This is a genomic window from Burkholderia sp. Bp8998, assembly GCF_003854235.1.
GTDB lineage: Bacteria > Pseudomonadota > Gammaproteobacteria > Burkholderiales > Burkholderiaceae > Burkholderia.
Genome location: NZ_QTQF01000024.1, coordinates 77698 through 104288 on the forward strand (window position 1 = coordinate 77698; position 26591 = coordinate 104288).

Genomic DNA, 26591 nt, shown 5'->3' on the forward strand with positions numbered 1-26591 from the left:
GTTGCGGCAGCCGGTCTCGTTGCGCGTGGTTCAGAAATGCACGACGGTCCGGATGGACTTGCCTTCGTGCATCAGGTCGAACGCTTCGTTGATGCCGGTGAGCGGCTTCGTGTGCGTGACGAACGGTGCGAGCTGGATCGCGCCGGCCATCGCGTCCTCGACCATGCCCGGCAGTTCGGAGCGGCCCTTGACGCCGCCGAATGCCGTGCCCAGCCAGCGGCGACCGGTGACGAGCTGGAACGGGCGCGTCGAGATTTCCTGGCCGGCGCCCGCGACGCCGATGATGACGGACTGGCCCCAGCCGCGGTGCGCGCATTCGAGCGCGGCGCGCATCACGTTGACGTTGCCGATGCACTCGAAGCTGTGGTCGACGCCCCAGCCGGTCATTTCGACGATCACCTGCTGGATCGGTTTTTCGTGATCCTTCGGATTCACGCAGTCGGTGGCGCCGAATACGCGCGCGAGGTCGAACTTGCCGGGGTTGGTGTCGATCGCGATGATGCGGCCGGCCTTCGCGAGCTTGGCACCCTGGATCACCGCGAGACCGATGCCGCCGAGGCCGAACACGGCGACGGTGTCGCCTTCCTGCACCTTGGCCGTGTTCTTCACCGCGCCGAGGCCGGTCGTGACGCCGCAGCCCAGCAGGCAGACCTGCTCCGGGTTCGCGTCCGGGTTGATCTTCGCGAGCGACACTTCGGCGACGACCGTGTATTCGCTGAACGTCGAGCAGCCCATGTAGTGATAGATCGGCTGGCCGTTGTAGCTGAAACGCGTGGTGCCGTCGGGCATCACGCCCTTGCCCTGGGTGGCGCGCACCGACACGCACAGATTGGTCTTGCCGCTCTTGCAGAACAGGCACTCGCCGCATTCGGCGGTGTAGAGCGGAATGACGTGGTCGCCGGGTTTCACGCTCGTCACGCCTTCGCCGACTTCCACCACGATGCCGGCGCCTTCATGGCCCAGCACGGCGGGGAAGAGGCCTTCGGGATCGTCGCCCGACAGCGTGAAGGCGTCGGTGTGGCAGACGCCGGTATGGGTGATCTTGACGAGCACTTCGCCCTTGCGGGGCGGTTCGACGTCGATTTCGACGATCTGCAGCGGCTTACCCGCCTCGAACGCAACTGCGGCACGTGATTTCATGGCATTCCTGGTAAAAAAATCATCGAATGGAGCGGTACGTCGACGATCCCGCGCCGGTCAGCGCAAGTAGGACCGAACGAGGGTCACGATATCGTCGATCGATCCGGACGAGGGCCGCGGGGCGTCCGCGAGCTGGGTGAATTCCTCGCGCAAATGGCTTTCGAGCACGCCGGCCATCACGCCGTTGATCGCGCCGCGGATGGCAGCCAGTTGCTGAAGTATCGGACCACAGTCCGCTCCCTCCTCGAGCGCCTGCTCGAGCGCGTTCAGTTGCCCGCGAACACGGCGCACGCGGGTCAGGACGCGTTTCTTTTCTTCGGGGGAATGCGGCATGGGACAGGTGGTTTCCGGATACTGGGGGGCAGTATAGAACAATGTGGCGCGGAGGTATACGGGATGAATCCCGGGGGTGGCACGGCGGGCCGCCCCCGGGAACGGGAAGGATATTCAGCCGGAAAAATGCGTGACGGTTTCGGTGACGTCCTCGCGATTCCCGCCGGCACCATTCGCCGTCAGGTCAGATCAGCAGCGTCAGCGTGCGGAACAATGCAAGATCCTCCTTCCGCGCCGACCGCGCATGCCGCCGGATCGTCTGCAGCAGGCAGTCGATGAAGCAGCGCGCGGCGTCGCTCAGCGTGCTGCTGCGACGCGTGACGATGCCGAGTTCGCTCGGCTCGAAGCGCTCCTTCAGCGACAGCACGCGCATCCGCTCGCCGAACGGCGGCACCGCCGCGAGGATCGTCGGGCACCACGTGCACATGCCGGCCTGTTCGAGCATCGTCTGCAGCATCGCGACCGACTGCGCGCGCACGATGCGCCGTTCGTCGATCCGCGCGCCGTGCCGCGTGAACAGATGGTCGACGAGCGCGGCCTGGCCGTCGGCCGACGAATTCAGCACCCAGTCGCAATCGAGCAGGTCGTGCACGGACTTCGCGCGTTCGCGCGGATGCCCGGCGCGCACCATCACCGACGTGTCGTAGCGCAGCAGCGGCTCGAACGCGAACTCCTGCGCGCCGCTGCCGGCCTGAACGTGGCCGAGCGCGAAATCCATGCTGCCGTCGCGCAGCAGCGGTTGCGCGACGGCCATCAGCGCTTCGTAGAGCTCGAGCCGCACGTCGGGCATCCGCTCGCGAAACTGCAGCACGGTTTCCGCGAGGAACGTCATCGTCAGCCACGGCGTGACGCCGACGCTCAGCCGCCCCTCGACGCGCCCGCGCATCCGTTCGAGATCGCTTTGCGCATGCTCGAGCTGCTTGAGCACGAGCTTCGCGTGCGTGAGCAGGGTCTTCCCGTATTCGGTGAAGCCGATGCCTTCCGGCGCGCGCACCAGCAGCGGCAGGCGCTCGCTGGCCTCCAGCTCGCGCAGCGCGCGCGTGACGGCCGCCTGCGACAGCCCGAGCGTGCGCGCCGCGCCGCGGATGCTTCCGGCCTCCGCGCTCGCGACGAGCGCCTGCAACTGATGCAGCTTGATCGTGCTCATGGTGCTGATGGTGCGATACCCGACAACGAAAGGTTGTCATCATAACGAAACTGCGGCTGTTCGCCGGCTTTTTCGCTGCCTACGATCTCGCCAACGACCTGCCATTCCGGCAAGCGCCATGCGGCACCTAGAGAGGAGTATCGGGGTTGGATCGATCACGCATTCCGCCTGAAATGGCGGCCATCGAGACGGAGATGATCGCGCTGCGCCACCGGCTGCACGCGCATCCGGAGCTCGGTTTCGAGGAACACGCGACGAGCGGGCTCGTCGCCGATTGCCTGACAACATGGGGTTATCGGGTGACGCGCGGCCTCGGCGGCACCGGCGTGGTCGGCACGCTCACGCGCGGCACCGGGAAGCGGCTCGGGCTGCGTGCGGACATGGATGCGCTGCCGATCCGCGAGACGACCGGACTGCTGCATGCGAGCCGGCACGACGGCGTGATGCATGCGTGCGGCCACGACGGTCATACGGCGATGCTGCTCGCGGCGGCCCGCTGCCTGGCCGAGCGCGGGCGCTTCAGCGGCACGCTGAACCTGATTTTCCAGCCGGCGGAGGAAGGGCTCGGCGGCGCGAAGCGGATGCTCGACGACGGGCTGTTCACGCAGTTCCCGTGCGATGCCGTGTTCGCGATGCACAACGTGCCGGGCCTGCCGGCGGGCGTGCTCGGCTTTTGCGACGGCCCGGCGATGGCGTCGGCCGACGAGGTACGCGTGCGCGTGACCGGGCGCGGCGGCCATGGCGCGGCGCCGCACACGACGGTCGATCCGGTGGTCGTGTGTGCGTCGATCGTGATGGCGCTGCAGACGGTCGTGTCGCGCAACGTGAATCCACAGGAACTGGCGATCGTCACGACCGGCTCGATCCACGCGGGCACCGCATCGAACGTGATTCCGCCGCATGCGGATCTCGAACTGAGCGTGCGTGCGCTGTCGCCGGACGTGCGCGCGCTGCTCGAGCGGCGCATCCGCGCGATCGTGCACGGCCAGGTCGACAGCTATGGCGCGACGGCCGAGATCGAATATCGCTACGGCTATCCGGTGCTCGTCAATCATGCGGCGGAAACGGCATTTGCCCGCGATGTGGCGCGCGAATGGGGCGGCGACGACGCGCTGATTCCGCATTTGCGGCCGATCGCGGCGAGCGAGGATTTCGCGTTCATGCTCGACGCCTGCCCGGGCAGCTACCTGTCGATCGGCAATGGCGACGGCGCGGCCGGCTGCGGGCTGCACCACCCCGGCTACGACTTCAACGACGCGTGCCTCGCGACGGGCGCGAGTTACTGGATCGCGCTCGCCGAGCGCTACCTCGCGTGAGGCTGGCGGATGGATTCGATTTACCCTCAACGATGGAAACAAGGAGACTGGCAATGAAACAATGGATGGCGGCGCTCGCGGTGGCGCTGACGGCAACGACCGTCGCAGCGGGCGCGCATGCCGGCGACTGGACGGGCAAGGAGATTCGCCTCGCGGTCGATCCCACGTACCCGCCGCTCGAATACAAGCAGCCCGACGGCACGCTGACCGGTTTCGGGATCGACATCACGAACGCGTTGTGCGCGGAGCTGCATGCGCGCTGCGTGTGGGTCGAATCGAGTTTCGACGGGATGATTCCGGGGTTGCTCGCGCGCAAGTTCGACGTGATCGCGTCGTCGATGACGATCACGCCGAAGCGGATGCAGCAGATCGCGTTCACGAACCGGATCTCGAATGCGCCGGCGCGGCTGATCGCGCGCAAGGGTTCGCCGCTGCTGCCGACGGCCGCGTCGCTGAAGGGCAAGCGGGTCGGCGTCGAGCAGGGCTCCGCGCAGGCCGACTATGCGATCGCGAACTGGCAGCCGGCCGGCGTGCAGGTCGAGTCGTACCAGAACCAGGATCAGGTCTATGCCGATCTCGTGACCGGGCGGCTCGACGCCGCGTTCCAGGCATCGATCGCGGCCAGCGACGGTTTCCTGAAGAAGCCGCAGGGCAAGGATTTCATGTTCGTCGGCGCGGCGATCGACGACGCGAAGTATTTCGGGCAGGGCGACGGACTCGGGCTGCGCAAGCAGGATACCGAGCTGCGCGATGCATTCAACCGCGCGCTGGCGACGATCCTCGCGAACGGCACGTATCAGCGGATCAACCGCAAGTACTTCGACTTCGACATCTACGGCGCGAAGTAAGCCGCGCCGCATCGTGGCAGGTGGGTAGCGCTCGACATATCAATAAGGAAAACGAATGAACTGGAGATTGTTTCTCGTCGCGATGCCGGCGCTCTGTGCGGCACCGGCCTTCGCGCAAGGCAGCGTCACGCTGTACGGGCTGGTCGATGCGGGTATCGACTATACGAACAACGTCGGCGGCCACGGTGCGTGGCAGATGGCGAGCGGCTTCGCGCAGGGTAGCCGCTGGGGGCTGAAGGGCGCCGAGGATCTTGGCGGCGGTTACAGCGCGCTGTTCCAGATCGAGAACGGCTTCAACGTGAACAGCGGCACGCTCGCGCAGGGCGGCCGCATGTTCGGGCGGCAGGCTTACGTCGGGCTCGGCAGCACGCGCTTCGGCACGCTGACACTCGGCCGGCAATATGACGCGATCGTCGACTATCTCGCGCCGACGACCGCGAACGGCAGCTGGGGCGTCTATCCGTTCTCGCATCCGCTCGACAACGACAACACCGGCAACACGTTTCGCGTGAACAACACGGTCAAGTACGCGAGCCCGGATTTTGCCGGCTTCTCGTTCGGCGGCACGTACAGCTTCAGCAACGACACCGGGTTCGCGAACAACCGGCAGTGGAGCGTCGGCGCGCAGTTCGAGCAGGGCGGCCTGCTCGTCGGCGCGGCGTTCCTGAATGCGGACAACCCGGGGGCGACGGCCGGCGGCGCGATCGCGGGCTCGGGGTCCGTCGGCGCGGATGCGAACTTCGCATCGGCGCGGCTGCGGATCTTCGGGGCGGGCGTCAACTACACGGCCGGGCCCGCGACGGTCGGGTTCGCCTATACGAACAGCAACGTCACGCGGCCGACCGCGAACGTTGGCTACCTGGTCGGCGACGAGACGATCGAACCCGTCTCGGGGCCGCTCGCGGGCGGCACGGTCACGGCGATCAAATACCAGAACTTCGAAGTGAACGGCAAGTACCAGTTCACGCCGGCGTTCTTCGTCGGCGCGCAGTATGTGTATACGACCGTGCGCTATGACGCGACCACGGGCAGCGCGAAACCGAAGATCCATTCGATCGGGCTGATGGCCGACTACAACCTGTCGAAGCGCACCGACGTCTACCTGATGGGCGCGTACCAGCGGGTGGCGGGTGATGCGACCGGCTCGTCGCTCGATCAGGCGGTTATTCCGGGGGCGGCCGATCTGTCGTCGACGTCGAAGCAGTTGATGGTGCATGCGGGGATTCGGCACAAGTTCTGACGGAGGCGGGCGGGAAGGGCGGCGGACCCGGGCCGCCCGCCTGCGACACCGACGAACCGCATACGGACCTGCCGCGCTTCGCGTGCGCAGGGGACAACAGGTCCGTCTCGGTGCTTACGTCACCGTTCCCTTCTTCAGCACGTCTTGCCGACAGCACGCTTTGGGAGCTCGACGAGATATATCCGAGTGCATGTCAATCAGACGTATCTGAAATTCAAGTTTTGTGGTTTTACTTCAACGGCTTGGCAATTTTTGACAGTCATTTTTCAATGTTTCGGTAATCTCGCGCTCAATAACGAACGATTGGGCGCGGGCCGCGCCGACGAGAATGAACAAGAATACGCATCGCCTGGTGTATTCCAGGCTTCGGGGTATGGTAGTGGCCGTCGCGGAGACGGCGACGGCCGAGGGGAAATCGGCAACGGGCGAGGCGCGCGCGCGGCGGCGTTCATCGGCGTCCGGCACGTGCGCCGTTGCGGCGGGCGTCGCCCTGCTCGGCATGCTACCGACCTTGTCCGGTGCGCAGATCGTCCCGACGCCGGGCACCACCACGCAAGTGATCCAGACACCGAACGGTTTGCCGCAAGTCAACGTGGCGCGTCCGTCGAGTGCGGGCGTATCAGTCAACACCTACAACCAGTTCGACGTACAAAAAGCCGGCGCGATCCTGAACAATTCGGCCACGATGGTTCAGACGCAGCAGGCGGGCTGGATCAACGGCAACCCGAACTACGGAGCCGGGCAGGCCGCGCGGATCATCGTCAACCAGGTCAACAGTCCGAACCCGTCCCAAATTCGCGGCACAGTCGAGATCGCAGGCGCTCGTGCGGAACTCGTGCTGGCCAATCCGTCCGGGATTTTTGTCGACGGCGGCGGATTTCTGAATACCAGTCGCGCGACCCTGACAACCGGCGTGCCGTTCTATGGTGCCGATGGGTCGCTTGCCGGCTACAACGTTAACCGCGGCCTCGTGACTGTCGCTGGCGCGGGCCTGAATGCAGCCAATATCGATCAGGTTGATTTGATCGCACGCGCGGTGCAGGTGAACGCGGCGGTCTACGCGAAGAATCTGAACGTGATCGCCGGCGCGGCGCAGGTCAACCACGACACGCTCGCCACGACGCCGATCGGCGGCGACGGTCCCGCTCCGTCGGTTGCGATCGACGTGAGTCAATTGGGTGGCATGTACAGCAATCGGATCTTCCTCGCATCGAACGAGTTCGGTGTGGGCGTGGCCAACGCCGGTACGATTGCCGCACAGGCCGGTGACCTGACGCTGCAGTCGAACGGCCGGCTCATACTCACGGGCAAAACGACCGCGAGCGGCAACCTCGCGCTGTCCGCCGCAGGCGGCATCCAGAACAGCGGCACGACATATGCGCAGCAGTCGCTGTCGGCCAGCACAAGCGCCGATCTTGCGAACACCGGGACGCTCGCGGCGCAGCAGAATACGACGGTGAATGCCGGTAGCGTCAACTCGACCGGCACGATCGGCGCGGGCGTGAACCTCGACAGTTCCGTCGCGCACAGCGGTGACCTGAATCTGACCGCGTCGGGACAGTTGACCACAACGGGGCAGAACATAGCGGGCGGCAATGCATCACTGACCGGCGCCAGCGTGAATCTTGCCGGCAGCCTGACGGCGGCGAACGGCAATCTCTCGCTGAACGCGACGGCTGGCGACGTGAACTTGTCGAACGCGACGACGAGCGCGCAAGGCGCTATTCAAGCGAACGCGACGGGCACGGTGATCAACGACCACGGCAGCCTGTCGAGTGGCGGCAGCACGACGTTGACCGGAGGTGCGCTCTCGAACCAGAGCGGCAAGGTATCGTCGCAAGGCTCGCTGTCGGTCAACGTGGCCGGCCAGATCGCCAACCAGTCCGGAGAACTGGTCTCCGAAAGCACGGCGGACGTACATGGCGGCGTTATCGCCAACAACCAGGGCACCATCCAAAGCGCAGCCGGCATGGTGGTGGGCGGTGCGTCACTCGATAACACGGCGGGCCGGATCACGTCGCTCAACGGCGATGGCTTGTCAGTGACGACCAGCGGCCAATTGATCAACGCTGCGGGCATCACCGCGAACGGCGCGCAAGGCGGTGTCATCGGCGGAAACGGTGATGTTTCGGTCATCGGCGCAAACGTTGTCAACCGCGGTGCGATCACGTCCAACACGAATTTGCGTATCGCGGGCCAGTCGGTCGACAACGACAGCGGTACCCTGCAAGCGGCGCAGAACGTTGCGGTCGATGCCGGCACGCACCTGACCAACAGCGGCGGCTCGATTGTCGGCCAGACTGCGACTGTCAGCGCCACGACGCTCGACAACAGCGCCGGCACCGTGCAGGCCGATCAGGTCGCGTTGAATGCAACCGACGTCGTGAACCATGGCGGCACGATCACGCAGACAGGCGCTGGCGCGATGAGCGTGAACGTGTCGGGTACGCTCGACAATTCCACCGGCGGCACGCTGCAGACCAACAGCGCCGACCTGACGCTCGCGCCGGCTGCGCTGAAGAACGACGGCGGTACGATTACCCATGCCGGCACCGGCACACTGACGCTCGGAAGTGGGACCGGCTCGGTGTCGAACGTGGGTGGTTCGATCGCGAGCAACGGGCGCATCGTCGCGCAAACCGGCACGCTGAACAACACGTCGGGCTCGATCAACGCACAGACCGGATTGACGGCAATCGTCGCCAGCACGCTGAACAATGCGAACGGCAAGCTGTTGTCGAATACGGACCTGGGCATTACCAGCGGCATGCTGACGAACGACGGCGGCCAGATTGGCGCCAGCACGAACGCGACGATCCATACCGGTTCGATGACGAACCAGGGCGGCTCGATCGTCGCGCCGAACCTGTCGGTCACTGCCGATTCGACGCTCGACAACAGCGGCGGCAAGCTCGAGGCCAATCAGCTTGCGCTGACGGCCGCCAACCTCGTCAACCATGGCGGCACGATCACGCAGTACGGCTCGTCGGCGATGGGTATCAACGTCGGCGGCACGCTCGACAACTCCGCGGGCGGCGTGATTCAGACCAACAGTACGGACCTGACGCTCACGCCGGCCGAGCTGGACAACGCGGGCGGCACCATTACGCATGCGGGCACGGGCACGCTGACGATCGCACCGGGCAATGGAGCCAGCGCGCTGAACAACGCGTCGGGCACCATCGTGACGAAGGGGCAAGCCAACGTCAACGCGGCGACATGGAACAACGCGAGCGGTATTCTCGCCGCGCAGCGCGGCATCAACGCCACGATCGCGGGCGACGTGAACAACGCACAGGGTTTGCTGCGATCGGACGCGTCGCTGTCCTTGAAGACCGGCGGTGCGCTGTCGAACCGTGGCGGTCACGTTCAGGCCGGGCAGTCGGCAACAGGCGACATCAGTACGCTGGATATTCAATCCGCGTCGATCGACAACGCGGATGGCGCCATTGTCGACCTTGGTGCGGGCAAGATGACTGTGCAAGGTGGCAGCCAGATCGCGAACAGCCATGCCGGTGGCGTGACCGGCATGGGTGCGATCACCGGCAACGGCGACGTGATAATCGGCGCAGCGTCCATCAGCAACACACAAGGCGGCCAGCTCAGCGGCGGCTCGCTGCACGTCAACGCAAACGCTGTCGACAACAGCGGCGGCCGCATTGGCAACGTCACGAATTCGAACGGTGACGTGAACGTCACGACGACCGGTGCAATCACGAACACGAACGGCCAGATCAGCTCGACACACGACCTGTCGGTCGCGGCGGTCACGTTGCAAGGCGGCGGTACCTATAGTGCGACACATGACGCCAACGTGAACCTGCAGGGCGACTACACGGCGGCGGCCGACACCCAGTTCAATGTCGGCCACGATCTTGCCTTCACGTTGCCCGGTACCTTCACGAACAACGCGAACCTGCAGTCGGTCAACAATCTGAGCGTGAACGCGGGCAACATCGTCAACGTGGGCGCCTTGACGGCTGGCGGCTTGCTGCACACGCAATCGACCAACCTGACGAACACGGGCGCGCTCGTGGGCGCCAGCGTCTCGCTCAACGCGACGAATACGATCTCGAACCTCGGCCCGACCGCGCTGATTGGCGGTTCAGACAGCAACGGCACGCTCGAAATCCTCGCGCACGTCATCGAGAACCGCGACGACACGACCGCGACCGACTCGATGGCGACGACGGCCATCTTCGGCATGGGCAAGGTCGTGCTGGCAGGCGGCAAGGACGCGAGCGGCAACTACACGAACGCGGCGCTCGTCAACAACGTATCGGCCCTGATCCAGTCCGGCGGCGACATGGAGTTGCACGCGGACAAGGTGACGAGCACGCGGCGCGCGATGAGGACCTCGACCAGCTCGATCGACCCATCGCTGCTCGGGCAGTTCGGTATTCCGATCAGCGGCCGCACGGGCCAGGTCGGCGTGAAGGATCCGGATAGCATCGGCGGTGTCTACACCGAGCCGCCTCATGGCGGTCAGTGGAACAGCACGTATCAGTTCACGACCTACTATGCGGACAGCGCGACGGCGACGACCGTGACGGACATCAGCCCGGCCGCTCGGATCGTGTCGGGCGGCAAGATCGATGCATCGTCGGTCGGCACCTTGCAAAACTACTGGAGCAACATCGCGGCGGTCGGCGACATCAAGATGCCGGGGAACTACGACGCCGACGGTTGGGCGGCGTCCGGCCAGAAACTGCCGGGCGTGTCGGTTTCCTACTCGGGGCAATATCACTACAACAACTACGACAACAGCGAATACGACTGGAAGTTGCCGTTCGGCAACGCACCGTTCGTCGGTAGTCGCCCGGGTGGCTATACGCAGGCGGCACCGGCGTCGATCAAGGACTACACGCTGCCGGGCTACTTTTCGACGATGAGTTCGAACGGCACGATTTCTGGCACGGGTGTCAGCGTCAACAACACGGCGGGCAACGCGTCGATCCCCTCGCTTGGCTTGCTCCCCGGCCAGTCGGTTCCGGGCCTCACGCCCACCAACCTGTCCGGTAACGCGAGCGGAGCGAAATCGGGCGCATCGTCCGTTCACGGTGGTCCGCCGGCACCGGTCGATCCGATCATCGCGAGTGCGACGGCGCTGAACGTGCTCAACAACCTAACGATTCCGCAGGGCGGGCTGTTCAAGCCGACCACGGCGCCGAATGCGAACTACGTGATCGAGACGAACCCGGCGTTCACAAACCAGAAGAATTTCATTTCGAGCGACTACTTCTTCGGCCAGCTCGGCGTCGACCTCACGCACATCCCGAAGCGACTCGGTGACGGCTTCTACGAACAGCAGCTCGTGCGCAACGAAGTCACCGCGCTGACCGGCAAGGCGGTGCTCGGACCGTATGCGGACCTGCAGACGATGTATCAGTCGCTGATGGCAGCCGGCGCGGATCTGTCGAAGTCGCTCGATTTGGCCGTAGGCGCGAGTCTGTCGGCCGATCAGGTGTCGAAGCTGACCAGTAACGTGATCATGATGGAAACGCGCGTGGTCGACGGTCAGTCGGTACTCGTGCCGGTCGTGTATCTCGCCAAGGCCAGCCAGCAGAATATCGATGGCCCGTTGATCAGCGCGACGGACATCGATTTCCAGAACGCACAGTCATTCACGAACAGCGGAACGATCAAGGCGGACAACACGCTGGCGATTCAGGGCAAGCAGATCGACAACGCGTTCGGCGCGTTGCAGAGTGGCGGGCTCATGTCGCTGAAGACCGAGAACAACATCGATCTGATGTCCTCGAATGTGAAGGCTGGCAGCCTGCAGCTTGATGCCGGCAAGAACCTGATTCTCGACACTGCGACGAAGACGAACACACGGGTGAGCCGCGATGGTGCCACGAGCGTGGTGACGACGCTCGGGCCGACTGCGAAGCTGGATGTCGTGGGCGACGCATCGATCGTCACCGGCGGCAACTTCCAGCAGAACGCGGGCAATCTGTCGGTTGGCGGTAACCTCGGGATGAATGTCGGCGGCAACTGGGATCTTGGTGCGGTTCAGACGGGCGAGCACAAGATCGTGCAGCGCGCGAATGGGGTGTCGAATACCGACATCAACAAGGTCACCGGCAGCTCGGTGCAGGTTGGCGGCGCATCACTGATAGGCGTCGGCGGAGATATTACCGCCAAGGGCGCGCGGATCGATCTCGGCCAGGGTGGCACAATCGCGGCGCAGGGTAACGTTGCGCTCGGCGCCGCGAGCGCAACGTCGACCGTGAACAGCAACAGCTCGGGCGACGACGGTAGCCGCAGCTATGCGGAAACGCTGCATACGTCGGATCAGGCGCTCACCGGGACGACGCTCAACGGCGGGAACACGATCAATTTGGTGTCGGGTAAGGACATCACGCTCTCCGGCAGCGCGATCAGTCTCGACAAGGGCAACGCGAATCTGCTAGCGGCCGGCGACGTGAATATCGGCGCGGCGACCGAAACGCATGAGCTGAACTCTCACGAAACGCACAGCCACAGCAACGTCGTGAGCGGTTCGAAGGTGGCGAGCGGGATTGACCAGACGATGACATTGAATCATGGCAGTCTGATTTCCGCGGACGGCGTGAATGTCGTCTCCGGAAAGGACGTCAATGTTCAGGGTAGTACCATCGTCGGAACGAATGACGTTGCACTCACTGCGGCGCGCAACGTGACGGTTACGACTTCGCAGGATACCTTGCAGTCGTCGAACTACTACCAAAAGAAGGATTCAGGCCTGATGTCGGGTGGTGGTCTGTCGGTGTCGGTTGGCAGCAGCTCGCTGAAAACGACCAGCCAGACGACCGAGGTGTCGAACAACGGCAGCACGATCGGTTCGTTGAACGGCAACCTGAGCATTACGGCGGGGAACGACCTGCACGTGACCGGCAGTGACCTGATTGCCGCGCAGAACCTCAGCGGCACAGGTGCGAACGTGACGATCGATGCGGCGCAGGACACGCGTCACCGCGGCGAGACGCAGGAAGTGTCGAAGAGCGGCTTGACGCTGGCGCTGAAGGCGCCGGTGATCGACGCGGTGTCGAATGCGGTCGGTCAATCGCGTGCGTCCAGTAGTAGTCAGGATGGTCGAGCCTCGGCCCTGCACGGGATGGCGGCGGCCAGCGCGGCGTGGGATGCTAACGTGGCTGCAGGCGACGTGGTCAACGCGCTGGGAGCAGGCAAAACGCCTGAATTCAAGGTCGAACTCAGTGTTGGCAGCAGCCATAGCAAGAGCGCGTTCTCCGAAGACAGAGTAACGAATCGCGGCTCGAACGTGAATGCGGGCGGGACGGTGGCGTTTGCGGCAACGGGGAACGGGCAGCCAGGTAGCGGCAATGTCACGATCGCCGGCTCGAACGTAAACGCAAACGATGTGATTTTGGCAGCGAAGAACCAGGTCAATATCATTTATACGACAGACACCGATTCGACGCGCAGCACGAACGAGTCGAAGAGCGCGAGCGTGGGCGTATCGGTCGGCACGGGTGGCTTTGGTATTTCGGCGGCGATGTCGAAGGCCAATGGCGATGGCAACAGCGATCTGGCCGCACGGAACAACAGCCATGTGAACGCGGCAAACGGCGTGACGATCATCTCGGGCGGCGATACGAACGTCATCGGCTCGAACGTCAACGGCAAGCTAGTGAATGCCGATGTGGGCGGGAACCTGAATATCGAGAGTGTGCAGGACACGTTGTCGAGCGCGGCGCATCAGTCGAGTTCGGGCGGTGGCTTTAGCATCAGTCAAGGCGGCGCCAGTGCGAGCTTCAGCCAGAGCAAGGGCAATGCCACGGGCAGTTATGCGGGCGTCAACGAGCAAGCCGGAATTCACGCAGGCGATGGTGGCTTCAATATCAACGTCACCGGCAATACCGACCTGAAGGGGGCACTGATCGCGAGTGAAGCGGATGCGTCGAAGAACACGCTGACGACGGGTTCGCTGTCCTTCTCGGACATCCAGAACCAGTCGCACTACGATGCGAGCTCGAGCGGTTTCAGCGCGGGTGTGACGACCGGCGACGGCGGGATGAACTACAGCACGCACGGCGGCACGTCGGGCAAGAATGCGGGTGGTGCCGCGCCGATGCTTGGCCAGGATGAAAGCGGTAGCGACAGCGCGAAAACGAAGAGCGGCGTCAGCGCCGGAACGGTCACGATCACGGATTCGGCGAACCAGAAGCAGGATGTGGCGAGCTTGAATCGCGATACGACGAACACCAACGGTACGGTCGCCAAACTCCCCGACATGCAGAATCTCTTGAGCAATCAAGCGGACATGATGGCCGCGACCAGCGCGGCTGGCGAAGCGGTGTCGCGCCGGATTGGGGACTACGCGGACAAGATGATGAAAGACGCCGCCGCGAATGGTGACCAGGCCGGCGTCGACGCGTGGAAGGAAGGCGGAGCAAACCGCGCACTGATGCAAGGTGCCGGTGCGGCGTTGGTAACGGGGTTGGCGGGCGGCAATGCGGTAGGTGGCGCAGCTGGTGCAGCGATTGCATCGATTGCGTCGGGCAAGCTGAACGAACTGAGCAGCGCGATCGCAGGCAGCGATCCGACAGGCAACGCCAATATGAATCAGGCGCTGGGTAACATCGTGGCGAACGCGCTTGCGACGGGGGCCGGTGCTGCGGTGGGAGGTGAATCGGGGGCGTTTTCGGGGTACAACGTGGATAGGTTTAATCGGCAACTTCACCCGGACGAGTACACGAGAGCAAAGAAGGATGCGAAGATCGTAGCGGAGAAGCTCGGGATAAGCGTGCAGGAAGCCGAGGGGCGGATAGTTGCAGAAATCCTGCGCAATTCCGATCAACAAACGGCAGAGGCATCCGGAGGCAAGCACGATTGGGAAATTCGAAGCATCGTAGGATGCCAGAACCTGAATTGCGACGGCTACAAGAACGATTCCCAGTATACAAATCACGATTACAACAGCCAGTACATCAAGCAAAATCAGGACACGTATAATGCCGGACAGCAGCAGCTCGGAACCGGACTGACCGATGCAGAATTGCGTAATCAGAATCTCGCTTACGAGCGCACCGGAAAGGCGGCGATTGCTGTCACTGCCTGTTTGGTATCGGGAGGCGCTGCTTGTAAAGCGGCAGCTTCTGGATTGGCAACAACGCTCGGGTTGAGTTTTTTGTCAGGGAAGCCCTTGACAACCGCTGAAACTATCGGTGGATTTTATGGGGGAGCACTGGGCGGAATATACGGGCAAGCTTTGGGTACATGGGCGGGCGGCACAAATTCGCTAATGCAGTCTGCCGTTCTTTTCGTGACCAAGACGGGAACGATTGCCGCTGGAAAACAAATTGGTGTTCCGTTGGGTAATGCGACTGGACTATCGCAATCGGTGGACCCATTTTTCGATCCATCCACCAACCCTTGGTGGGGGATAAGAAATACCTGGGATCAAATTAAGGGGCCGAAGAAATGACGATGGAAGTTGGCGCGGTAATAATTGCTCTCGCAGTCTTGCTAATTACATTTTTTCTTTTTGGAAGAAATCTGGAGGATTCGTTTAGAGCGAAATTTTTATACTGGTTAAAATCAACGATGGTCATGGCACCACTTCTGTTTGCATGGTTCGCTTACAACGAACCGGCTGCACTCAGTACGATTGGAGCGTTAGTGAGCGTCGGCCTTGCTGCTGCCTTCACCTTCGGGAGATCATACCTTCTTGCAATGTTGTAGCACGGAGAACGGAGGTGATGGGTTCTGCGTGTAGATCAGGTCAACCGGCAGTAACACCCTGAAATTCCAATAAGCGCGTGACGTAGTCGACATTCACAATCAAGTTTATAAAAATACATGAGAACCATTCGCCGGGGGAATTCTGCTGCTGCACTGCTGTTTATCGCGACCAGTGTGTCGGCGCAAGAAGCTCCGCGCCTGATCATTCCAGGCAACGACCAGCAAACACGGCAGCAGGAAGAGGCGCGCGAGCGTGAACGGGCAGTCTCCGCGCCCGGAGTGCGTTCGAGCGTGACGGCGAGTGCTGCGTATACAAGGCTGCCGTCGGAAACGCCCTGCTTTCGCATCAATCGTTTCGTACTGGAAGTACCCAATGCGCTGCCCGCTTCCCTGAAATCGCAAGGCACATCGGCATTGCCGATGGACCGCTTCGCCTTCGCGCGCGAATGGCTTGACCACTACGTTGGCCAGTGCGTCGGCAAACAGGGCCTCGACGTCCTCGTCAAGGGCCTGTCGCAGGCGATCCTCGCGCGCGGCTACGTCACGACGCGCGTGCTGCTGCCTGAACAGGATCTGTCGACCGGCACCCTGAAGTTGTCGCTGATCCCCGGCGTGATTCGCCACGTGCGCTTCGCCGACGAGAAGCTGCGCGGCACGTGGAAAACCGCCTTCCCAACCCGCGACGGTGAACTGCTGAACCTGCGCGATCTCGAACAAGGCCTCGAGCAGATGAAGCGTGTGACGAGCCAGGACGTATCGATGCAGATCGTGCCGGCTGACGTACCCGGCGAAAGCGATGTCGTGCTCGACGTGAAGCGCAGCAAACCGTGGACGGTCGTCGCGTCGATCGACAACTCGGGCACACGCGCGACGGGCCGCCTTCAGGGAAATTTGTCTTTCGGTATCGACAATCCCCTTGGCTTGAACGATATCTTCAACATCGGCGTGAGCCAGGATCTGGAGTTTGGCGACAAGCGGCTCGGCTCGCACGGCTGGAACGGTTTCTATTCGATCCCGTGGGGCTACTGGACCGCGACACTATCGGCGTACACCAACACGTACTACCAGCAAATCGCCGGCGTGAATCAGACGTTCATCGCGAGCGGCAATTCGAAGACAGTCGATTTCAAGCTGAACCGTGTGCTGTCGCGTAGCCAAAACGACGTGTTCGGCGCGCAGTTCCGCTTGTCGCGCCGGTTCGGGCAGAGCTTCATCGAAGACACTGAAATTCCGCAGCAACGTCGCAACAATACGTTCGTCGAGTTCGGCCTGACCGACCGCCACTATTTCGGCAATGCGCAGTTCGACGGCACGCTCGCATACCGGCAGGGTATCGGCGCGTTCGGCGCGCAGGACGACAGCCTCGCAGCAGACGGCGGGCCAACCTACCGCTACAAGATGGCCGTGCTCGACGCGAATCTGTCGGTGCCGTTCGCAATCGCGCAGCAGCCGTTCCGGTACGTCACGACGTTCCACGGACAGTACACGGGCAACACGCTGTACTACATCGACGACCTGACGATCGGCAGTCGTTACACCGTACGCGGATTCGATGGGGAGACGATGCTGGCCGCCTCCCGTGGCTTCTACTGGCGCAACGAACTGCAGGCACCGATCGGCCAAACCGGGCAAGCGGTGTATGCGGGCATCGACTACGGACGCGTGTGGGGCCCGCAGCCGGTTGCGCTGGTCGGCACGCAGCTCGCGGGCGCGGTGATCGGCGTCAAGGGCAGCGTCGCGACGCGCTTCGGCGGCTATGGCTACGACTTGTTCGCCGGCACGCCGATCTACAAGCCGTCCGGGTTTCCTACGGCACGCGTGACGGTTGGATTTCAGATCACCGCACAGTTCTGAGGAATCAAGCGTAATCCGGTACTCGGTCTGGCGTCGTCGGAGCATCTGATACCCAACGACCAGAACGGCGGCGTGTTTCGATCGACCGGCGCAAGAATTTGCTCGTTGTCTCAGCGTCGACCCGTTAGTCCCTTGCCACCCCCGTCGACTCCCGCACGACCAACTCCGGCGCCCCGATCGTATGCACGGCGGCAGCCGGCTCGATCCCGTCGATCATGTCGAGCGTCAGCGCGATCGCGCGCGCGGCGATCTGCGACGTCGGAAACCGCACCGTCGTCAGCGCGGGGCGGAACTGGTGGGCGAGCTGGATATCGGTCATGCCGACCACCGACAGATCGGCCGGCACGCGTAGCCCGAGATCGGCGGCCGCCTGCATCGCGCCGATCGCCATCAGGTCGTTGGTCGCGAACAGCGCAGTGAGGCCCGGCTTCGCGCGCAGCAGCGCGGTAGCCGCTTCGTAGCCGCCTTCGATCGAATCGTGCGCCGACACGGTCGTCAGCGCCTTCGCCGGATGGCCGCGCGCCGCGAGTTCGTCGGCGAAGCCGCGCAGCCGCACCGACTGCGGGCCGCCCGAGCCCTTGCCGACGAGCGCGCCAAACGCGCGATGCCGCAACCCGGACAGGTGCGCGGCCGCCAGCGCGCCCGCCGCCGCGAAGTCGACCGTCACGCACGGCAGCGTGCGCGACGCATGCACGTGTTCCCACATGCACAGCACGATCGATGCGCCATGACGCGCGATGTCGGCGAGTTCGGCTTCGGCGAGGTCGGTGTTCATCACGATCGCGCCGGCCGCGAGCGTCCCCGCGATCCGCTCGAGGTAGTTGCGCGTGATCGCCGGATCGTCGTCGGTATTGGACACGAGCAGGTAGTGGCCGCGCTTGCGCGCTTCGCGCTCGGCGGCGAGCACGAACTCCGGATAGAACGGGTTGGTGATGTTCGACAGCATCAGCGCGAGCGTCGACGTGCGGCCCTCGGCCAGCGCCCGCGCGGTCAGGTTCGGCCGATAGCCGAGTTCGCGGATCGCGGCCATCACGCGTTCGACGGTCGCGGGCTTCACCTTCTGCGGATTGCGCAGCACGTTCGAGACGGTCGCCGCGGTGACGTTCGCGCGCCGCGCGACTTGCGCGAGCGTCACCATGCGCGGCCTCCGGCCGGTCGGGCGAGGAGGCGCGAGGGAAGTGAACTGAGGGAGTGTCTGCTCATATTCTGGGAGTGCGTCCCACAAGTTGCGCAGGGACAGGCGATACGCTAATTTCTCGACACATCAGATCAAGGAGACGACATGGTACGGCGAACCGGGCGAACTGCGCCATCGAAATTTAAGCGATTAAATTTTTCGACCCGAAGCGCCTGACCAGGCGAGGAGAGCGCGATGACCGCCATTTCATTGAAGGACGTCTCGAAGCGCTACGGCGACCATGCGCCGGTGCTGCGCGACGTGAACCTGGAGATCGCGTCGCACGAGTTCTGCGTGTTTCTCGGTCCGTCGGGCTGCGGCAAGTCCACGCTGTTGCGGATGATCGCCGGGCTCGAGGATGTGACCGAAGGCGAACTGCGGATCGGCGGCGCGCGCATGAACGACACGCCGCCCGCCGAGCGCGGCGTCGCGATGGTGTTCCAGAGCTATGCGCTGTTTCCGCACATGACCGTGTTCGACAACATCGGTTTCGGGCTGCGCATCGCCGGCACGCCGAAGGACGAGATCCGGCGCCGCGTGACCGAGGCCGCGCGCGTGCTGCAGCTCGACGCGCTGCTCGATCGCAAGCCGAAGGCGTTGTCGGGCGGGCAGCGGCAGCGCGTCGCGATCGGCCGCGCGATCGTGCGCGAGCCGCGCGTGTTCCTGTTCGACGAGCCGCTGTCGAATCTCGACGCGACGCTGCGCGGCCAGACGCGCGTCGAGATCGCCCGCCTGCACGCACGCTTCACGCAATCGAGCTCCGTCTATGTGACGCACGACCAGATCGAGGCGATGACGCTGGCCGACCGGATCGTATTGCTGCACGCGGGCGACGACGTCGCGCGCTTCGGCAGCATCGCGCAGGCCGGCGCGCCGCTCGAGCTGTATCACCGGCCGGCCAACCGCTTCGTCGCGGGCTTCATCGGCTCGCCGCGGATGAACTTCCTGCCGGCGGTCGTCGAAGCGGGCGATGCGCACGGCTGCCGGCTCCGTCTGGACGGGACCGGCGAAACGCTGACGCTGCGCGATCGTCCGTTGCCGCGCCACGTCGGCAGCGGTGCGCGCGTGACGCTCGGGATTCGTCCCGAGCATCTGACGGTCGCCGCGTCGGGCGATGCCGGCCTGCCCGCGATCGTGCGCGACGTCGCGCTCGTCGAGCAGCTCGGCGAAGCCGCCTACGTGCATCTCGACCAGCCCGGCGGCGTGCCGCTGCTCGCGAAACTGCCGGGCCAGGCCGCGTTGCGGCGCGGCGAGCGGCAGGCATTCCGCGTGCCGCCTTCGTGCTGTCACCTGTTCGACGAAGCCGGCATCGCGTTGCCGGCCATTCACGCCGAAGCGGCGTTCGCATAGCGGCGCAATGCCGACCCGCCGCGCGCGACGCGGCACCCATCACACCAATACCAGGAGACAACGATGAGACTTCGTGCGAGCCGACTGCTGCTTGCCCTGACGACTGCCGCGGCGTTCGCCGCGGGGACGGCCGACGCGGGCACGCTGAAGGTGAACGTCGCCGCGCGCGGCAACCAGCGCGCGACGTGGCAAGCGGTGTTCGACCAGTTCCACAAGGCGAATCCCGACGTCGACCTGAAGGTCAGCTACGTCGGCGAGGAGGCGTACAAGGTGCAGATGTCCGGCTGGCTCGCGACCGATCCGCCCGACGTGCTGAGCTGGAACAACGGCGAGCGGCTTGCCTACTTCGCGAAGCGCGGGCTGATCGAGGACCTGAGCGCGGACTGGCAGAAGAACGGCTGGAACGACACGTACGCGGCGGTGAAGCAGTCGTCGACCTATGGCGGCAAGCTCTACAGTCTGCCGCTCGGTTATGACGCGTATGGGTTGTTCTACCGCAAGGACCTGTTCGAGAAGGCCGGCATTCACGGCGAGCCGGCGGACTGGACGCAGTTTCTCGATGCGTGCCGCAAGCTGAAGGCGGCCGGCATCGCGCCGATCGCGGTGGCCGCGCGCGATGCGTGGACGCTGGCCGCGTGGTTCGACTACCTCGACTTGCGCATCAACGGCTACGCGTTCCACCAGAAGCTGATGGCCGGCGACGTCGCGTATACCGACCCGCGTGTGCGGGCCGTGTATGCGGCCTGGAAGAAGCTGATCGACGACAAGGTTTTCATCGACAACGCGCTGTCCTACGACGTCGATTCGCTGAGCCCGCTGATCGTCAACGGCCAGGCCGCGATGACGCTGATGGGCACCTGGTATTCGGCGGGCCTGCTGAGCGCGTCGCGCAATCCGATCAGCTTCTTCCGCTTCCCGGTGATCGATGCGTCGGTGCCGCTTGCCGAAGACGGCCCGGTCAACGTGATGATCGTCCCGGCGAAGGCGCACAACAAGACGGATGCGCGTCGCCTGCTCGCGTTCATGGGGCAACCGGCGGTCAACGGCGAGTTCGCGAAGGGGATGGGGCAGCTGCCGTCGAACAACAAGGCGCCCGAGCCGCAGGACCCGATCTCGAAGATCGGCTTCCGCACGCTCGCGACGACGCCCGGCGGCATCGCGCAGTTCTACGACCGCGACATGACGAAGGAAATGGCGGACGAGGGGATGAAGGCGATGCAGCAGTTCCTGTCCGACCCGACGCAGCTCGATGCGATCCTTCAGCGCCTCGAGCAGACCCGCAAGCGCATCTACCGGAAGTGACGCGCCGCGCGGCCGGGCCGGCCATGCCGGCCGGTGCCGCGCTGTCACCGTCACGCCCGTTTCGTCCGTCAAGTCGAAGGTCACTTCATGTCAACCAGCCTGTCCGAAAGCGCCGTGCGCCGCGACGCCGGCCCGCAGCGGCATGCGCGCGCGTCGCTCGCGCGCCGGCGCAACCGCGCGGCCCTGTGGTTCGTGCTGCCGGGTTTCGCGCTCTTTACCGTGTTCGTGCTGTATCCGATCGTCAGCAGCATCTGGCTGAGCTTCCATCACTGGGACGGGATGACGCCGATGACGTATGCCGGGCTCGACAACTACCGCGAGCTGCTGCAGTCCGATACGTTCTACGTCGCGCTGAAGAACAACGTGCTGTGGCTCGCGCTGTTCCTCGCCGCGCCGCCGCTCGGCCTTGCGCTTGCGCTGTACCTGAACCAGAACGTGTTCGGGATCCGGCTCGTGAAGTCGCTGTTCTTCGCGCCGTTCGTATTGCCGGGCGTCGTCGTCGGCCTGGTGTTCTCGTGGTTCTACGACCCGACGTTCGGGCTGCTGAAGCTGATCGTCGGGCACGGGATTCCGGTGCTCGGCGATCCGCGTCATGCGACCTACGGCGTGATCGTCGCAGCGCTGTGGCCGCAGATTCCGTTCTGCATGATCCTGTACCTGACCGGGCTCACCGGCATCAACGGCGAGATCGTCGAGGCGGCGCGGATGGAAGGCGCACGCGGCTTCACGCTGCTGTGGCACGTGATCCTGCCGCAGCTGCGGCCCGCGACCTTCATGGCGGTGGTGCTGACCGTGATCGGCGCGCTGCGCAGCTTCGACCTGATCTCGGTGATGACGGGCGGTGGCCCGTTCGACAGCTCGACCGTGCTCGCGTACTTCATGGTCGACCAGGCGATCAAGTACTACCGCGAAGGGTATTCAGCCGCGATCGCGGTCGTGCTGTTCGCGATCATGCTCGTCTATATCGTGTGGCAACTGCGCAAGCTGGTGCGCGTCGAATCTTAGGATCACCAACATGTACCCGATGCCCGTGTCCCGCTGGGGACGTCCTGCCCGCTGGCTGTACCGGCTGTCGCTCCCGTGCGCGCTCGCGCTGTGGCTCGTGCCGCTGCTCGCGGTGCTCGTCACGTCGGTCCGCTCGACCGACGAGATCATGGCAGGTCAGTACTGGAACTGGCCGAAGCAGTTCGCGCTGCTCGACAACTACGGCACCGCGCTCACGCAGACGCCGATGCTCCACTACTTCGGGAATAGCATCCTGATCACGGTGCCGTCGGTCGCCGCGTCGATCCTGCTCGCGTCGCTCGCCGGGCACGCGCTCGCGAACTACCGGTTCCGCGGCAATCTCGTGCTGCTCGGGCTGTTCGTCGCCGGCAACTTCGTGCCGATCCAGATCCTGATGATCCCGGTGCGGCAGATCATGCTCGGCGTCGGCCTCTACAACACCGTGTGGGCGCTCGTGCTGTTCCATACCGCGTTCCAGACCGGCTTCTGCACGCTGTTCCTGCGCAACTTCATCCGCGAGCTGCCGTTCGAGCTGATCGAGGCCGCGCGCGTCGAGGGCGCGTCGGAGTGGGCGATCTACTGGCGCGTCGTGCTGCCGCTCGTGCGGCCGGCGCTCGCGGCACTCGCGATCCTCGTGTTCACGTTCGTGTGGAACGACTACTTCTGGGCGCTGTGCCTCACGCAAGGCGACGACGCGGCGCCGATCACCGTCGGCGTCGCCGCGCTCAAGGGGCAGTGGACGACCGCCTGGAACATCGTGTCGGCCGGCTCGGTGATCGCCGCGCTGCCGTCGGTGCTGATGTTCTTCGCGATGCAGAAGCACTTCGTCGCCGGGCTCACGTTCGGCGCGACGAAAGGCTGATCCATCCCATCCTCTTTCTTCTGCAAGGAATCCATGATGCACCTCGGCGTTTGCTACTACCCCGAACACTGGCCGCGCGAACAATGGGACCGCGATGCGCGTCGGATGGCCGAACTGGGCCTCACCCGCGTGCGGATCGCCGAATTCGCATGGAGCCGGATGGAGCCGGAACCGGGCCGTTACGACTGGGCGTGGCTCGACGAAGCGATCGACACGCTCGCGCGCCGGCAGTTGAAGATCGTGCTCGGCACGCCGACCGCCGCGCCGCCGAAATGGCTCGTCGATCGGCACCCGGAGATCCTGCCGGTCGGCGCGGACGGCGCCGTGTGGCAATTCGGCTCGCGCCGCCATTACGACATCGCGAGCCCCGTGTATCGCGAGCACTGCGTGCGCATCGCGGACGCGATGGCGCGGCGCTACGGCGCGCATCCGGCGGTGATCGCCTGGCAGACCGACAACGAGATCGGCTGCCACAACACGCTGCCGAGCTACACGCGTGCGGCGCTCGACGGCTTTCGCGCGTGGCTCGCGGTGCGCTACGGCGACATCGGCGCGCTGAACCGCGCGTGGGGCAACGTGTTCTGGAGCATGGAATATCGCGGCTTCGACGAGATCGAGCTGCCGCGCCATACGCCGACCGATGCGAATCCCGCCCATCTGCTCGACTTCCGCCGCTATCAGTCGGACGAGGTCGCGCGGTTCCATGCGGTGCAGGTCGAGGCGATTCGCCCGCACGCGCCGGGCCGCGACGTGCTGCACAACTTCATGGGCTTTTTCACCGAGTTCGATCACTACGCGTTCGCGCGCGGCGGCCTCGATGTCGCCGCGTGGGACAGCTACCCGGTGCCGCGCACCGAAGTGCTGCCGCTCGACGAATCCGACAAGCGGCGCTGGACGTGCACGGGGCATCCCGACGTGTCGGCGTTCTCGCACGACCTGTATCGCGGCGTCGGCAACGGCCGGATGTGGGTGATGGAGCAGCAGGCGGGGCCCGTCAACTGGGGGCCGTACAACCCGGTGCCGCACGCCGGCGCGGTGCGGCTGTGGACGTGGGAAGCGTTCGCGCATGGCGCGGAGCTCGTGTCGTATTTCCGCTGGCGGCAGTATCCGCATGCGCAGGAGCAACTGCACTCGGGGCTCAACGCGCCGGATGACCGGCTGTCGCCGGGCGGCCACGAAGTGGCGCGCGTCGCGCGCGAACTGGCCGCGCTGGATCACGGGCGCTTCACGAGTACGGGCCAGCCGGCCCGCGTCGCGCTGCTGTTCGACTACGAGGCCGACTGGATGATCCGGATCCAGCCGCATGGCGCCGACTTCGACTATCAGCAGCAGGCGTTCGACTGGTATCGCGCGCTGCGCGAACTGGGGCTCGACGTCGACATCGTCGCGGCCGGTGCGGACGTGTCGCACTACGCGCTCGTCGTCGCGCCGACGCTGCCGGTCGTCACGGATCGCATCGTCGAGCAGGTCGCGTGCGGGAACACGCACTGGCTGTTCGGGCCGCGCACGGGTTCGCGCACGGCGGAATTCGCCATCGCGCCGGGCCTTGCGCCCGGCAAGCTGCGAGACGTGCTGCCGATGCGGATCGCACAGGTCGAGTCGCTGCGGCCGTCGCTCGCGCCACGCGTCGCGTTCGACGGCGTCGACGGCCATGCGCTGAAATGGCGCGATCACGTCGATCTGGAATCGGTCACCGGCATCGACGTGCTCGCGGCGTGCGACGACGGCGTGCCGGCACTCGTGCGGCGCGGCCACGTGACGATGGCGACCGCCTGCTTCGATCGCACGCTGTTGCGTGCGATCGTCGGTCGCTGCGCGCGCGACGCCGGATTGCCGGTGCGCGCGCTGCCGGACGGCGTGCGCTTGCGCCGGCGCGGGCGCGTCGTGTTCGCGTTCAACTACGGCGACGCACCGTGCGCGCTGCCCGCGCCGGACGGTGCGCGCTTCGTGCTCGGCGGCCCCGAACTGGGCGCGGTCGACGTCGCCGCATGGGTCGAGCCGGACTGACGCGATGCAGTCGTTGCAGTCGCTGCGCTCACATTTCGCGCGCCTCGCCGGGATCGCGCATTTCGTGCCGCTCTCTGCCGCGGCGCTGCTGCTCGGCGTCGCGATGTCGTTTACGGCGCCGTACCTGTCGCTGTTTGGCGTGGAGGCGGCGGGGATGTCGCCGTTTCTCGCCGGCATCTTCATGACGCTGATCGCGGCAAGCGGTGTCGTCGCGAGCACGTGGGCCGGACGCTGGTCGGATCGCCGCGACCGGCACCGGCCATTGCTCGTCGTATCGCTCGCGGCCGCTGCGCTCGGTTTCGCGCTGCTGTGCGTGCTACGCGCGCACGGGCCCGTGATCGCGGCCGGCACGATCCTGCTCGGCGCGGGCGCCGCGTCGCTGTCGCAGATCTTCGCGTTCGCGCGCGCGGTGCTGCCGGTCGCCGACGACGCGCAGCGCGAGCTCGCGTCGGCCGCGCTGCGCACGATGCTGTCGATTGCGTGGGTGTTCGGTCCCGCGCTCGGCGCGCTGATCCTCGCGCAGACGGGGTTTACCGGGCTTTTTCTCGCGGCTTCCGCGGGTTTTGTCGGGTGCGCGGCGATCGTCGTGCGGATTCCGGAGCCTGCGCGAGGGCCAGCGGCGGTTCATGTAAGTGCGGTCGAGCGCGCTGCTGCGCCGCCGGACGATGCGGCGGCTGTCGTCGTCGCGCCGCGCGCGAGCGTGCGGCGAACCCTCGTCGCGCTGACGCTGATGGGGCTCGCGGCGAACGCGACGATGATCGTGCTGCCGCTGTTCATCGTGCGCGGACTCGGCGGCACACCGACGAATGTCTCGGCCGCGCTGGGTCTTGCCGCGTTGCTCGAGATCCCGATGATGCTGTGGCTCGGCATCCGGTCGACGCGGCTCGACAAGGGGCGCTGGCTGACGGCGTGCGCGGCCGTGCATGCCGCGTATTTCATCGGGCTCGCGGCGGTGACGCAGGTGGGCATGATCCTGCCGCTGCAACTGCTGAGCGCCTGCGTGGTCGCGATCACGTCGTGCCTCGGGATGACGCGCGTCTGCGACCTGATGCCCACGCGCCCCGGCACCGCGACCGCGATGTTCTTCAGTACCGCGCGTGTCGGCTCGATCGCGTCGGGCGTGCTGTCGGGCGCGTGCGTCGACCTGTTCGGCTATCGCGCGACGTTCGCGGGATGCTGCGGACTCGCGCTCGTCGCATTCGCGCTGCTCGCCCGGGACGCGCGCGGCGAGCGGGGCGGTGCGCGTGGTGCAAGCGGCACGACGGCGTCTGCCCGACGCCGCTTCGACGCACCGCACTGACGCGGGATGCGCCGGTGCGGTGA

The 26591-nt window shown here is 65.1% G+C and carries 16 protein-coding genes; 12 read left to right on the forward strand and 4 right to left on the reverse strand.

Annotated elements, in window-relative coordinates; translation table 11 throughout:
- Window positions 1-30: 30 nt before the first annotated feature.
- The 3 genes from DIE06_RS23160 to DIE06_RS23170 form a co-directional block, all read right to left on the reverse strand.
- Window positions 31-1140, reverse strand: a complete 1110-nt coding sequence (locus DIE06_RS23160) for an S-(hydroxymethyl)glutathione dehydrogenase/class III alcohol dehydrogenase (RefSeq protein WP_124663343.1) — start codon at window positions 1138-1140, stop codon at window positions 31-33.
- 57 nt (window positions 1141-1197) lie between these two features.
- The gene (frmR, locus tag DIE06_RS23165) at window positions 1198-1473 is read right to left on the reverse strand and encodes a formaldehyde-responsive transcriptional repressor FrmR (RefSeq protein WP_006753040.1); all 276 of its coding nucleotides are present in this window, start codon (window positions 1471-1473) and stop codon (window positions 1198-1200) included.
- A 184-nt stretch (window positions 1474-1657) separates the two neighbouring features.
- Window positions 1658-2620, reverse strand: coding sequence for a LysR substrate-binding domain-containing protein (locus DIE06_RS23170; protein ID WP_124663344.1), 963 nt, complete (start codon window positions 2618-2620; stop codon window positions 1658-1660).
- 146 nt (window positions 2621-2766) lie between these two features.
- Between DIE06_RS23170 and DIE06_RS23175 the strand changes: the two genes are divergently transcribed.
- From DIE06_RS23175 to DIE06_RS23200, 6 genes are all read left to right on the forward strand, one after another.
- Entirely contained in the window at window positions 2767-3936 is a 1170-nt protein-coding gene (locus DIE06_RS23175) for a M20 aminoacylase family protein (RefSeq protein ID WP_124663345.1), read from the forward strand.
- A 53-nt stretch (window positions 3937-3989) separates the two neighbouring features.
- On the forward strand, window positions 3990-4784 hold the full coding sequence (locus DIE06_RS23180) for an ABC transporter substrate-binding protein (protein ID WP_124663346.1): 795 nt from the start codon (window positions 3990-3992) through the stop codon (window positions 4782-4784).
- Between the two features lie 55 nt (window positions 4785-4839).
- Complete coding sequence (locus tag DIE06_RS23185; RefSeq protein ID WP_124663347.1) at window positions 4840-6024, forward strand: porin; 1185 nt, start codon at window positions 4840-4842, stop codon at window positions 6022-6024.
- A 328-nt stretch (window positions 6025-6352) separates the two neighbouring features.
- Window positions 6353-15454 carry a hemagglutinin repeat-containing protein gene (locus DIE06_RS23190; protein WP_185733455.1) on the forward strand — a complete coding sequence of 3034 codons (9102 nt, stop codon included), beginning with the start codon at window positions 6353-6355 and terminating at the stop codon, window positions 15452-15454.
- Window positions 15451-15711 (forward strand): hypothetical protein, encoded by a 261-nt coding sequence (locus DIE06_RS23195; protein ID WP_124663348.1) that lies wholly within the window; start codon window positions 15451-15453, stop codon window positions 15709-15711. Before DIE06_RS23190 ends, DIE06_RS23195 begins: the two co-directional genes overlap by 4 nt.
- A 117-nt stretch (window positions 15712-15828) precedes the next feature.
- Window positions 15829-17565, forward strand: a complete 1737-nt coding sequence (locus tag DIE06_RS23200; protein ID WP_124663349.1) for a ShlB/FhaC/HecB family hemolysin secretion/activation protein — start codon at window positions 15829-15831, stop codon at window positions 17563-17565.
- A 124-nt stretch (window positions 17566-17689) separates the two neighbouring features.
- On the opposite strand, the gene DIE06_RS23205 is transcribed toward DIE06_RS23200, so the two are convergent.
- Window positions 17690-18703, reverse strand: coding sequence for a LacI family DNA-binding transcriptional regulator (locus DIE06_RS23205; protein ID WP_124663350.1), 1014 nt, complete (start codon window positions 18701-18703; stop codon window positions 17690-17692).
- Window positions 18704-18937: 234 nt separating this feature from the next.
- Between DIE06_RS23205 and DIE06_RS23210 the strand changes: the two genes are divergently transcribed.
- From DIE06_RS23210 to DIE06_RS23235, 6 genes are all read left to right on the forward strand, one after another.
- Window positions 18938-20092 (forward strand): ABC transporter ATP-binding protein, encoded by a 1155-nt coding sequence (locus tag DIE06_RS23210; protein ID WP_124663351.1) that lies wholly within the window; start codon window positions 18938-18940, stop codon window positions 20090-20092.
- A 63-nt stretch (window positions 20093-20155) separates the two neighbouring features.
- On the forward strand, window positions 20156-21394 hold the full coding sequence (locus DIE06_RS23215; RefSeq protein WP_124663352.1) for an ABC transporter substrate-binding protein: 1239 nt from the start codon (window positions 20156-20158) through the stop codon (window positions 21392-21394).
- Between the two features lie 87 nt (window positions 21395-21481).
- Window positions 21482-22399: a carbohydrate ABC transporter permease gene (locus DIE06_RS23220; protein WP_124663353.1), complete on the forward strand. Its 918-nt coding sequence runs from the start codon at window positions 21482-21484 to the stop codon at window positions 22397-22399.
- A gap of 10 nt (window positions 22400-22409) precedes the next feature.
- Entirely contained in the window at window positions 22410-23261 is an 852-nt protein-coding gene (locus DIE06_RS23225) for a carbohydrate ABC transporter permease (RefSeq protein ID WP_124663354.1), read from the forward strand.
- 36 nt (window positions 23262-23297) lie between these two features.
- A complete protein-coding gene (locus tag DIE06_RS23230) occupies window positions 23298-25268 on the forward strand; it encodes a beta-galactosidase (RefSeq protein WP_124663383.1) in 1971 nt (656 codons plus the stop codon).
- Between the two features lie 4 nt (window positions 25269-25272).
- Window positions 25273-26568, forward strand: a complete 1296-nt coding sequence (locus tag DIE06_RS23235; RefSeq protein ID WP_124663355.1) for a sugar efflux transporter — start codon at window positions 25273-25275, stop codon at window positions 26566-26568.
- Window positions 26569-26591 lie beyond the last annotated feature (23 nt).